Source organism: Neisseria sp. HMSC068C04, from assembly GCF_001810105.1.
In the GTDB taxonomy this organism is placed as follows: Bacteria; Pseudomonadota; Gammaproteobacteria; order Burkholderiales; family Neisseriaceae; genus Neisseria; species Neisseria flavescens_B.
Window position 1 is genome coordinate 1 of sequence record NZ_KV799895.1, and the last position, 11,583, is coordinate 11,583.

At 49.4% G+C, this 11,583-nt stretch carries 13 protein-coding genes; 7 read left to right on the plus strand and 6 right to left on the minus strand.

What is annotated here, in order from left to right; all coding sequences use genetic code 11:
* The 4 genes from HMPREF2700_RS00050 to rlmB form a co-directional block, all read left to right on the plus strand.
* Positions 1-259 (plus strand): transposase (locus tag HMPREF2700_RS00050; RefSeq protein WP_141745803.1); only part of this gene is annotated, 259 nt, incomplete at its 5' end.
* 187 nt (positions 260-446) lie between these two features.
* A complete protein-coding gene (locus HMPREF2700_RS00055) occupies positions 447-1,157 on the plus strand; it encodes an AzlC family ABC transporter permease (protein WP_070589026.1) in 711 nt (236 codons plus the stop codon).
* Positions 1,154-1,462, plus strand: a complete 309-nt coding sequence (locus HMPREF2700_RS00060) for an AzlD family protein (RefSeq protein ID WP_070589028.1) — start codon at positions 1,154-1,156, stop codon at positions 1,460-1,462. Before HMPREF2700_RS00055 ends, HMPREF2700_RS00060 begins: the two co-directional genes overlap by 4 nt.
* Positions 1,463-1,524: 62 nt before the next feature.
* Entirely contained in the window at positions 1,525-2,274 is a 750-nt protein-coding gene (gene rlmB / locus HMPREF2700_RS00065) for a 23S rRNA (guanosine(2251)-2'-O)-methyltransferase RlmB (RefSeq protein ID WP_004520319.1), read from the plus strand.
* Positions 2,275-2,327: 53 nt separating this feature from the next.
* Here rlmB and HMPREF2700_RS00070 read toward each other — a convergent pair whose 3' ends face one another.
* The 4 genes from HMPREF2700_RS00070 to pdxH form a co-directional block, all read right to left on the minus strand.
* Positions 2,328-3,920 (minus strand): vWA domain-containing protein, encoded by a 1,593-nt coding sequence (locus HMPREF2700_RS00070; RefSeq protein WP_070589030.1) that lies wholly within the window; start codon positions 3,918-3,920, stop codon positions 2,328-2,330.
* Between the two features lie 144 nt (positions 3,921-4,064).
* Positions 4,065-4,478 carry a hypothetical protein gene (locus HMPREF2700_RS00075; protein WP_070589031.1) on the minus strand — a complete coding sequence of 138 codons (414 nt, stop codon included), beginning with the start codon at positions 4,476-4,478 and terminating at the stop codon, positions 4,065-4,067.
* A 370-nt stretch (positions 4,479-4,848) separates the two neighbouring features.
* Positions 4,849-5,907 (minus strand): pseudouridine synthase, encoded by a 1,059-nt coding sequence (locus HMPREF2700_RS00080; protein ID WP_070589033.1) that lies wholly within the window; start codon positions 5,905-5,907, stop codon positions 4,849-4,851.
* 159 nt (positions 5,908-6,066) lie between these two features.
* Positions 6,067-6,699, minus strand: coding sequence for a pyridoxamine 5'-phosphate oxidase (gene pdxH / locus HMPREF2700_RS00085; protein WP_070589035.1), 633 nt, complete (start codon positions 6,697-6,699; stop codon positions 6,067-6,069).
* 111 nt (positions 6,700-6,810) lie between these two features.
* On the opposite strand from pdxH, the gene dut reads away from it, so the two are divergent.
* The 3 genes from dut (at position 6,811) to guaA (ending at position 9,490) form a co-directional block, all read left to right on the plus strand.
* On the plus strand, positions 6,811-7,263 hold the full coding sequence (dut, locus tag HMPREF2700_RS00090; RefSeq protein ID WP_070589037.1) for a dUTP diphosphatase: 453 nt from the start codon (positions 6,811-6,813) through the stop codon (positions 7,261-7,263).
* Positions 7,264-7,449: 186 nt separating this feature from the next.
* Positions 7,450-7,776 carry a hypothetical protein gene (locus HMPREF2700_RS00095; RefSeq protein WP_004464437.1) on the plus strand — a complete coding sequence of 109 codons (327 nt, stop codon included), beginning with the start codon at positions 7,450-7,452 and terminating at the stop codon, positions 7,774-7,776.
* 148 nt (positions 7,777-7,924) lie between these two features.
* A complete protein-coding gene (gene guaA / locus HMPREF2700_RS00100) occupies positions 7,925-9,490 on the plus strand; it encodes a glutamine-hydrolyzing GMP synthase (RefSeq protein WP_070461856.1) in 1,566 nt (521 codons plus the stop codon).
* Positions 9,491-9,560: 70 nt separating this feature from the next.
* On the opposite strand, the gene gloB is transcribed toward guaA, so the two are convergent.
* Complete coding sequence (gene gloB, locus HMPREF2700_RS00105; RefSeq protein WP_070589039.1) at positions 9,561-10,310, minus strand: hydroxyacylglutathione hydrolase; 750 nt, start codon at positions 10,308-10,310, stop codon at positions 9,561-9,563.
* A gap of 23 nt (positions 10,311-10,333) precedes the next feature.
* Positions 10,334-11,419 (minus strand): hypothetical protein, encoded by a 1,086-nt coding sequence (locus HMPREF2700_RS00110; protein WP_070589041.1) that lies wholly within the window; start codon positions 11,417-11,419, stop codon positions 10,334-10,336.
* Positions 11,420-11,583: the final 164 nt, after the last annotated feature.

Sequence of the window (11,583 nt, forward strand, 5' to 3'; positions counted from 1 at the left end):
TGAACAATCGGGGACAAGTGTCAATAAAAAAGGCAGATTGAGCCGATACGGGCACCGCCAATTAAAACGCGCCTTGTTTATGCCTGCCCTTGTTGCCTACCGCATGAATGCATTTCCTCAACTTGTAAGCAATTTGGAAGCGGCAAAAAAGCCTAAGATGATAATCATCGTTGCACTAATGCGGAAATTGGCAAAAATCGCCTTTTATATACACAAGACTAAAAAGCCGTTTGATAAAGCGCGCCATCAGATGGTTTAATGAATTTATACAAAATGAAACGGCTGTAAAAACAGCCGTTCTTTGTCGTTTCTGTTGAAAATGCAATAACTAAATATTCAGAAAAAAACATAAACATAAGAAATTAACTTATTTTAATAATTGACATGTCAATATATCATCTGCTTTATAATACGTCGCTTCTTTTTAATAAACCGTTTCAATCAAAATGAATCAAACCGTTTCTCCTCGCTCAGAATTTCTGCGCGGTATCAAAGAATGCTCTCCCATGCTGATCGGCTTGTTGCCGTGGGCGCTGATTTTGGGCATGCAGGGCGGGCAGAAAGGCATGAGTTGGTTGGAAATGTTGCTGATGACGGGCATGAATTTTGCCGGCGGCTCGGAGTTTGCCGCAGTTAATTTGTGGGCAAATCCCTTGCCGATACTGCTGATTGCAACGGTTACGTTTATGATTAATTCGCGCCATATCCTGATGGGTGCGGCGATTGCGCCGTATATGAGGGATATGCCGCTGAAAAAGGCGATGCCCGCACTGTTTGTAATGTGCGATGAAAGCTGGGCGATGGCTTTGTCTGAAATTCAAAAACGCAAGGCGCTTGGTTTGCCTGCATTCAATATGCCGTTTTATGCCGGCGTGTGCTTTATTTTGTATGTAACTTGGATTGGTTTTGCGGCGTTTGGCGCGGCAGTCGGTCCGATGTTTGGTGATGTGGCGGCATGGGGCTTCGGCATGGCGTTTCCTGCGGTGTTTTTGGTGTTGCTGCGCGGGATGTGGAAGAGCTTTGCGGCTTCACGCCCTTGGTTTATCAGCCTGATTGTGGCGTGCGTAACCTATTTGACCGTGGATGGCGCATGGTATGTTCCGGCCGGAACGTTGTCGGGCTTGTTGGCGGCGTATTTGTGGGGAGAACAAAAGTGAAGGATTTGTTGTCGCTGCAATCGTTTCTGCTGTTTTTAAGCATGTTGGCCGTTACTTATTCAACCCGATTAATCGGCTTTTTTGCATTGCGCAACCGTACGTTGAGCCGTCGCGCGCAAGTGGTTATGGAGACCGCGCCGGGCTGTGTGTTGATTTCTGTGATTGCGCCTTATTTTGTATCGGACAAGCCGCATGAGCTGATCGCCATCGCTTTGACGGTATTGGCTGCCAGCCGGTTTTCGATGTTGGTGACGGTATTAATCGGCGTTGGCACTTCGGGCATACTCGGTTATTTGATGAAATAAAAAATTTTCAGACGGCCTTACTTGTTATAATGGCCGTCTGAATTTTTTGATAAAGCAAAAACATGGCAAACCAACGACTCATCTATGGCTTTCACGCCGTCAATGCCCGTTTGTGGCAAAACCCGAAATCGATTACCGAACTCTATATCCAAGAGGGCAAATCCGATGCGCGCACCCGCGATGTATTGGATAAAGCGGCCTCTGAAAACGTACGCGTGCATTTTGCCGATGCCGACCGCCTGAATGCCATCAGCAAAGGGGCGCGCCATCAGGGCGTGGTCGGGTTTATCGACGCTTCCAAAAACCATGTTCACTTGGAAGATGTGTTGGAAAACCTGAGCGAACCGCCGTTTTTGCTGGTATTGGACGGCATCACCGATCCGCACAACCTCGGCGCGTGCCTGCGTACTGCCGATGCGATGGGCGTACATGCCGTGATTGCGCCCAAAGACAAAAGCGCCGGCCTGAATGCGACCGTCAGCAAAGTTGCCTGTGGCGCGGCGGAAACCGTGCCGTATATTACCGTAACCAATCTTGCCCGTACTTTGCGTGAGCTGAAAGAATACGGCATTTGGATTGTCGGTACGGACATGGGCGGCGACTCCGACCTTTACCACTGCGACTTGCCCGACAGCGTGGCTTGGGTAATGGGCAACGAAGGCGAAGGCATGCGCCGCCTGACGCGCGAACATTGCGATATGCTGGTATCGATTCCGATGTTTGGCACGGTAGAAAGCATGAACGTTTCCGTCAGCGCGGGTATGGTGTTGAGCGAAACCCGCCGTCAACGCGTGTTGAAATCGGAAAAATAAAAAGTTTAATTAAAAGGCCGTCTGAATGTTTTTCAGACGGCCTTTTTCAGGTTTTATTCTTTAACTAAAGGACCTGATTTCTTTTCGCTACCGGCGGCAATGCGTACCAATTGGAGAAATTCCGATTTCAACTCAAACGGATCGTCGCCTTGGACTTTCTGCACCATTTTCTCAATGTCGTTCCAGCCAAGTTTGCCGTTGTATTCGCCGCCACGCAGGGCTTGCGCGTAAGAGGCTGCGGCAAGGGCAAGCAGGGTGTCTTTATCGGCTTGGTCAAGTGGTTTGCTGCCAACAGGAATTGCTTGTTCCATCAGCTTGCTGTCTTTTTCCCCAGGCAGTTTGTAGCGTACTTTGACAAAGGCGTATTCGTTTTTACTGCCTTTGACGGCAGGGGCTTTTTGATAGCGTGATTCGTTCAGCCAGCCGTTTTTGCCTACCGGAATGATTTCATAGATGGCGGTTATGCTGTGGCCTGAGCCGATATCACCCGCATCTACCTTGTCATTGTTGAAGTCTTCATTGCGCAGGGTGCGGTTGGTGTAGCCGACCAAGCGGTATTCTTTGACAGTGGCAGGATTGAATTCGACTTGGATTTTGACATCTTGCGCAACGGTGGCAAGCGTGGAAGTCAGTTGCTGTTGCAGAACTTTTTTCGCTTCTTTTTCATTGTCGATATAGCTGTAATTACCGTCGCCTGCATCGGCAATTTGTTCCATCATGTCTTCGTTGTAATTATCCGTACCGAAGCCTAGCGTGCTGAGTGAAACACCGGTTTTACGTTTTTCGGCAACCATGGATTTGAGCGTTGCGGTATCAGATACGCCGACGTTAAAGTCGCCATCGGTCGCCAGCAGGATACGGTTGATGCCGTTGGGTACAAAGGCTTTTTGCGCTTGCTCGTAGGCCATGCGTAAAGCGGATTCACCTGAAGTCGAGCCTTCAGCTTTCAGTTTATCGATGGCCTTCAGGATAGTTTCTTTATCTGAACCTGATGTGGGCGGAAGCACCAGCTCTTCGCCTGATGAATAGGTAATCAGGGTCACTTTGTCTTGCGGACGTAATTGTTGGGTCAAGATACGCAGCGTTTTTTGAACCAACGGAAGTTTATTTTCTTCATCCATGCTGCCGGATACGTCCACGAGGAACACAAGATTGGCAGGCGGCAGGTCTTTCTTTGCCGTGTCTTGTGCTTGGATACCGATTTTGATCAGCTTGGCTTCCGGTTGCCATGGAGAATCAATGGTTTCGGTATGAACGGCAAATGGACGGCCGTCAGTAGGCAGTGGATAGTTATAAGGGAAGTAATTGATGATTTCCTCAATCCGTACAGCATCTTTAGGCGGCTGTTCTCCATTGTTCAGAAATCGGCGGACGTTGGCGTAGCTGCCGGTATCGACATCGATGCTGAATGTAGAAACAGGCTCTTGGGCAACGGATTTGACCGGTTGGTCGGGTTGTTCTTGGTAGCGTTCAGTGTTTTCTGCAAGAGACAGATTTTCTTCAGCAACGGCAGCAGCAGGCAATGCTGAGTCCGGTGCGTCATGAAGATTTTCGGTTGACGAGTCTGAGTGGTCGAGTGGACCGGAACACGCTGTCAAAGCTGCTAAAGTGAGTATGGAAACGGTTTTCAGGAAGAAACGGGGCATGATTTAAGCTCCTAAGGATATGCTGTTATGGGTACTTATGAGCAGTGTATTGGCAATTTGAAGGTATTTTTTATTTAGGGTTTGTCCTAGGTATAACTAGGGTAAATGGCCGTCTGAATATTTTCCAGACAACCTTTCAAGATTTTAATGTTTTTCCAAACGTTTGACTTCCGTTTCTTCTAAAACTTCCGCCTCTACCAAAGGAATCGTAACATCGGCATCTGTTGATGGTTTTAAAAGCTCATATACGATTTTTTTAACGGCTGTTTCAATACGAGAACGCATTGCCCATACGAATAAAAACAATAAGATAAAAAATGAGGTAAAGATAAATAGTCCGTATAGGTAGCTGCCTAAAAGCTGGCCTATATAGAGTGAAAGGCTCAGTAAAACCAAAATGACGGCTACTGCTCCTGTAATGGCGAAGAGTAGGTAGAAAACGCTTGGTGCTGCATATTCAGAAGCCGTTTCTGCCAATTGTTCCTGTTTTTCTCGAACACTGTCGGAAATCGGGTCAATGATGGCTTCACGAAATTTCCGCTTTATAAAATCAAACATAGTTTCCCCTTTTTTATAATGGTTAAAGAAATAGCATTATCTTATAAATAAGAAATTTATGCCAAAGCATTTAGAAATTTGGATGTATTGGAAGCAGTAAATATACTGATTAGTTAAGATGAAGGGATAGGCTATTATTGAGTACAGTCTTGCGAAGGTTGGAGCAACTTTGCTTATATTTGATAATGAAGTAGAAAAAAATTATAAATCATTCAAATATTTAAAATCAATGGAATAAATTTGTAATGTATGTTTTGTGCTAAGAGATTTGAGTATTAAGTGTTTTAATTCTTTTGATTTTTATGACTAAAGCAAGATGTGATAAGGCTGAGACGATTTTGTAAAGGTCTCAGCCCAGATTTATCTTACATTAACTTTTCTTCCGGCGACGTTCGCCCGGCAGCAGCATATCCGCCCATTTGATGATGTTGGCGACTTCTGCCGGATTGAGTTCGTAGAACTGGCCTCGTTTGAGGCGGTTTGGCAGACCGATGGGGCCGAAGCCTACGCGGACGAGGCGGCTGACGGTCAGGCCTTGGCTTTCAAAAATGCGGCGTACTTCGCGGTTGCGGCCTTCTTTGATGACGACGTTGTACCATTTGTTTGCGCCTTCGCCGCCTTGTTCGTAGATACGTTCGACTTTTGCCAAACCGTCTTCGAGCATGACGCCTTCTTCGGTCAGGACACGCATTTGTTCGGTGGTCAACTCGCCCAATACGCGCGCGGCGTATTCGCGTTCGACTTCAAAGCTGGGGTGGGCAAAGCGTTGAACAAGTTCGCCTGAAGTGGTCAGAATCAAGAGGCCGCTGGTATTGATGTCCAAACGGCCGATGGCCACCCAGCGGCTGCTGGCTGCTTGCGGCAGGCGGTCGAAAATGCTGACGCGGCCTTGCGGGTCGTCGCGGGAAACGATTTCACCTTCTTGTTTGTAGTAGAGGATGATGCGCGGCAGGCGGTCTGCCCATTTGAGTTTGATGATGCTGCCTTTGACGGTAACGTGGTCGTCGGGCGTAACTTTTTCGCCCAGTTGGGCTACGCGGCCGTTGACCGTTACCCAGCCGTTGCTGATCCATTCTTCCATTTCGCGACGTGAGCCGACGCCGGAAGCGGCCAGGACTTTTTGCAGGCGCTCGGGTTCAAAGCGTGAAAGGTCGCTGCGGCGTTCTTTCAAATCGCGGGCATGCTCCATGATTTTTTGGTTTGGGTTGCGGACAACCAGTTTTTTGGCTTTAGCCGCACGTTGTTTAGGCGCGGTATTTTGAGCTTTGGGGCTGTCTGAAACTTTTTGGTTGTAAGGTTTGCCTGATGTTTTTCGTTCGTCGTCGGGACGTTTTTTATTGGCAAAGGATTTGGCCGGTTTGGAAGGTTTTTTGGCGGTAGACGATATGCCGTCGCGCCATTGGCGTTTGCTGGAAGGCTGTTTGGACATGATTTTTCCTAACTCGCTTGAAAAAGCGGTTCTTCTGCGGCGGTTGCGGCAGGGGTTGGATTGGGGGAAAAGGCCGTCTGAAAATCAAATTCAGACGGCCTGCCTATGAAAGGTTGTATTGTAACTCAACCAGTAAATTTTTGTTTGAAAAACCGAAAATTATGGCGAAAGGCGTTCGCGTATCCAGTTGCCATCAATCAGGCGGTATTGGATGCGGTCGTGCAGGCGGCTGGGGCGGCCTTGCCAGAATTCGATGCGGTCGGGAATAACGAGGTATCCGCCCCAATACGGCGGGCGGGGAACATGCAGGGGATGTTTGACACCGATGGCCGCGGCCTTGGCCACCAATACGGCTTTGCTGGAAATCACTTCGCTTTGCGCGCTTGCCCATGCGCCGATACGGCTGGTATACGGGCGGCTTTCAAAATATTCGTCCGAAGCGGCTGCGTCGAGTTTTTCAATGCGTCCTTCAACACGCACTTGGCGCTCGAGTTCCGGCCAGAAAAAAGTCAAGGCGGCAAAGGGATGTGCCGTATAGGAGCGGCCTTTGCGGCTGTGGTAATTGGTAAAGAAAACAAAGCCTTTGGGGTTGACTTCTTTCAGCAGTACCATGCGGCTGTTGGGCCTGCCGTCTTCGCCCACGGCGGCAACGTTGACCGCTGTCGGCTCGTTGACTTCGGCGTGAATCGCTTCGTTCAGCCATTGCTCGAATTGGACAATCGGGTCGGCGTGGCATTCGGCTTCCGACAGCTCGCGTTTGCTGTAATCTTCGCGGATATTGTGCAGATCCATGATTTTCCTCCTTAGGTCTGACTGAATCATACTCCGTTTTTTCAGACGGCCTCAAGAGCATTTGTGTATAATCGTAGCCCTTTCCAATATCGAACAATACGGAGTCCTGTCATGCAAACCGAAGTCGAACTGAAAATCTTAAATCTGAAAATGGCCGATTCCCTGCCTGCTTATGCAACACCCGGTTCTGCCGGTTTGGACTTGCGTGCCTGCTTGGATGAAGCTGTTGTGTTGCAGCCGGGCGATGTGTATCTCGTGCCGACCGGTTTGGCCGTACATTTGGCCAACCCTGCGTATGCAGCCGTTTTGCTGCCGCGTTCCGGCTTGGGTCATAAACACGGTATTGTTTTGGGTAATTTGGTCGGTTTGATTGACTCGGATTATCAAGGCGAATTGAAGGTTTCTCTGTGGAACCGTGGTAAAGAAGCGTTTACCATCGAGCCGATGGAGCGTATCGCGCAAATGGTGATTGTGCCGGTTGTCCAGGCCGCGTTTAAAGTCGTGGACGAGTTTGCCGCCAGCGAGCGCGGTGAAGGCGGATTCGGCAGCACCGGCAAAGCCTGATGATTTAAAAGGCCGTCTGTAACAGGGAGAATTGAAATATTTGATTTCGGTTTGCCGCTGTTCAGACGGCCTTTTGGTTGTGCCAACCTTTGCATAATTACACACAAGATTGCATTTTTATATCTTGCCTGCATGGCCGACGCACCCAATAATACAGGCCGTCTGAAACCTTTACGGAGCGTTGTTATGTCCCGCCCCTCACTTTTTCTGCCTTTGTTTTTGATTATCTTTGGCGCGATTTGGTTTTTACGCGCTACGGATATTTTGCCTGCGACATCGACAATGATTGCCGGTGCATTAATTATTTTGGGCCTTGCCGTGTTGATTATGGACGGCATCAACAAACAGTCCATCGTTTCCGGTCCGATGCTGGTTTATATCGGTACAGCCATTTATCTGCACATGAGCTACTGGATTTACCTCTCGCCGTTATTGGCCATCGGCATGGTCGTGTTGGGTTGCCTGCTGTTGCTCTCGCGCAGCGATATGATTCCTGAGAAACACACAAAATAGAAAGATGAGAGATTTGGGTTTTGCCCTATAAAGGCCGTCTGAACAATGGTATAATCCGCCGTTTCAGACGGCCTTTTTTATTGTGGTTTAAATTTGAAATTTGCCCTACCGGCCGCACCGTTTTCTTACATTTTGCAAAGTTTCCGCCATGACCCAAGACAAAATCCTTATTCTCGACTTCGGCTCGCAAGTTACCCAGCTGATCGCCCGCCGCGTGCGCGAAGCCCATGTTTACTGCGAACTGCATTCTTTCGATATGCCTTTGGAAGAAATCAAAGCTTTCAACCCGAAAGGCATCATCCTCTCCGGCGGTCCTAATTCCGTTTATGAATCCGATTATCAAGCCGATACCGGTATTTTTGATTTGGGCATTCCAGTTTTGGGCATTTGCTACGGCATGCAATTTATGGCGCACCACTTGGGCGGCGAAGTTACCCCGGGTAACCAACGCGAATTCGGTTATGCGCAAGTTAAAACCATCGACAGCGAGCTGACACGCGGCATTCAAGACGATGCGCCAAACACGCTCGACGTTTGGATGAGCCATGGCGATAAAGTTTCCAAACTGCCTACCGGCTTCTCTGTCATCGGCGACACACCGTCTTGCCCGATTGCCATGATGGAAAACGCTGAGAAACAATTCTACGGCATCCAATTCCACCCTGAAGTGACCCATACCAAACAAGGCCGCGCGCTGTTGAACCGCTTTGTCTTGGATATTTGCGGCGCACAACCAAGCTGGACCATGCCGAACTACATCGAAGAAGCCGTTGCCAAAATCCGTGAACAAGTCGGCAGCGATGAAGTGATTTTAGGTTTGTCCGGCGGCGTGGACTCTTCCGTAGCGGCCGCGCTGATTCACCGTGCTATCGGCGACCAACTGACCTGCGTGTTTGTTGACCACGGTCTGTTGCGTTTGAACGAAGGCAAAATGGTGATGGATATGTTTGCCCGCAACTTGGGCGTACGCGTGATTCACGTTGATGCCGAAGAGCAGTTTTTGGCTAAACTGGCCGGCGTGACCGATCCGGAGAAAAAACGCAAAATCATCGGTGCGGAATTTATCGAAGTATTTGATGCCGAAGAGAAAAAACTTACCAACGCTAAATGGTTGGCGCAAGGTACGATTTACCCTGACGTAATCGAATCCGCAGGTGCGAAAACCAAAAAAGCCCACGCCATCAAATCACACCACAACGTCGGCGGTCTGCCTGAAAACATGAAGCTCAAGCTGCTTGAGCCTTTACGCGACTTGTTCAAAGACGAAGTGCGCGAATTGGGCGTCGCTTTGGGTCTGCCGCGTGAAATGGTGTACCGTCATCCGTTCCCGGGCCCGGGTTTGGGTGTGCGCATCTTGGGCGAAGTGAAAAAAGAATACGCCGACTTGCTCCGTCAGGCAGACGATATTTTCATTCAAGAATTGCGCAATACTACCGATGAAAACGGCACATCTTGGTATGACCTGACCAGCCAAGCCTTTGCCGTATTCCTGCCTGTGAAATCCGTCGGCGTAATGGGAGACGGCCGTACTTACGATTACGTCGTAGCTTTGCGTGCCGTGATTACCAGCGACTTTATGACTGCGCACTGGGCAGAGCTGCCATACTCGTTGCTTGGCCGCGTGTCCAACCGCATCATCAACGAAGTCAAAGGCATCAACCGTGTGGTTTATGATGTCAGCGGTAAACCGCCTGCCACGATTGAATGGGAATAATCCCTAAATTATAAAGGCCGTCTGAACAGATATTGTTCAGACGGCCTTATTCTTTAGGGACCAAGCCCAATTAAAATTGATTTTTCAATTCACGCAAAGCAGCGAAGACTTCGAGTTCACTGTTTAATTTTCGTCCGCTCAATTCTTCGGCGCGTGCCTGAACTTGGGGCAGGTGTATGCGGAAAAACGGATTGACTTTGCGTTCGTGCGCCAGGCTGACAGGCAGTGTCGGCGTGTGTTCGGCGGCAGTTAAGGCCGTCTGAATATCGGCGTTGTCCGGCTCGATATGCTGGGCAAAGCGCAGATTGGAGGCGGTGTATTCGTGTGCCGGATAAAACAGCGTTTCTTCGGGTAGCTGGTTGAATCGGTGGAAGCTGTCGTAAAGCTGCTCAATTGTTCCGGTAAATACGCGTCCACAACCGGCGGAGAACAAGGTATCGCCGCAGAAAACATGCAGGCCGTCTGAATTTTCCAGCAGATAGCTGATGTGGCGGTCGGTATGGCCGGGGGTTGCCCAAACGGTAACCAAGCCTTCGCCAAATGGGAACTGCGTACCTGCGGTGACGGTATGCGTTGCCACGTCGATGTCGCTTTCGCCATAGATCGGGGATTCCAAAAAGCCGTGGAACAGGCTTTTTGCGCCGCCGGTATGGTCGGGGTGCGGATGGGTAATCCATGTTTGCGCCAGCATCAGGCGGTTGTGGACGAGGAATTTCAAAACGGGCGTGGCATCAGACGGATCGACGCAGGCAGCATGGTTGCCTTCTTGAATCATCCAGATGTAGTTGTCGTTTAGGGCTTTAATTGGCGTGATTTTCATATGCTTTCTTCTGGTTTGGGGTTTCAGACGGCCTCTAGATAATCTTTGATATTCGGGCTTTGGCCGAACACGGCTTCATGGGCTTGATGGATGCACAGTCGGTTGAACAGCAATCTTTGGGTTTGGTCGCCGTCGATAATCCGCACTTGGCCTTGCAGTTTGGGCGCGTCGTGATGAAAGGTATTCTTAAACGCGTGCCAACGGTCGGTTTGCAGATGGACGATAGCAAACATATCGTGCGAGATATTAACGCCGACGCTGAATAGTTTGGCCGAGGCTTGCAGGCAGAAACTGCTGTCGCCAAACAGGCACAGCCCTGTGTTTTCCGGATAGCGGAACAATTCGATTTTCACTGCTTCGGGTTCGGCAAAGATATTACAAAACAACCGTTCAAACAACGACGGCTGCGCCACGCCCTCGCTCAACATACCGTAAAGCCCACCCAGCCAATCGACATAGCCGAGAAAAGTGAAACGGTAGTCCTGCATAATGGCTTCGATGCGCTTGGGATCGCGTTTGCTGATCAAGCGGACAAATTCAAAACCGACTTCCGGCAGCCGCGCCCGAAGCGTTTGGTGCAGGCGGTGGGCAAACAGGTTTTTGTGGTTGTGCGGATTGCGCAGAATACCGAGGAATTTCAGCCGCAATATCCGCCACAAGGCATCCGGTACTTTGACGGTGTCAGCATTTGCCGTAGTTGTTTTCAGACGGCCTGCAGGTAAGGTGCGCAGATGATTGCAGGCTTCTTCGTAGCTGCTCTCATGACGGTTGAACCAGCTTTCCAGATTGTATTGGTTGGCGGAGTCTTCGACAAAGGTCAGCGTATAGAGGTTTTTCGCTGCCAAGTTGCCGATGATGTTGACGCTTATCGCTTCGCTACGGTTTTGTTCTTTACCACGGGCTTTTTCGCTAGTATGGAACATTGACAGCGGTAGGCGGTAAACGTTTTGGTTTTGCGGGCTGACCTGTGGATTATGCGAATGCTGCCGCTGCTCGGTTTGGGCGATGAAGTGGTGTTCCTTCGTCGGATTTGCGGTCAACAGGGCGTAAGGCTTTTCTCCGCATTCGGAAAATTCGCAATCGCTGAGGATAAAGGCTTGTCGAGTCATAATGTCGGGAAAGGCCGTCTGAATATGTCGATTATAGCTGATGGGGAGCTAAGGGGGATTATGATTATACGGAATGATGGTGACGGGTTTGGTCTTTATACGCAAAAGGATGCAAAAAGGTCATCTGAAAACAAACAAGACCTTTGCAAAAAGGCTCTTTTATT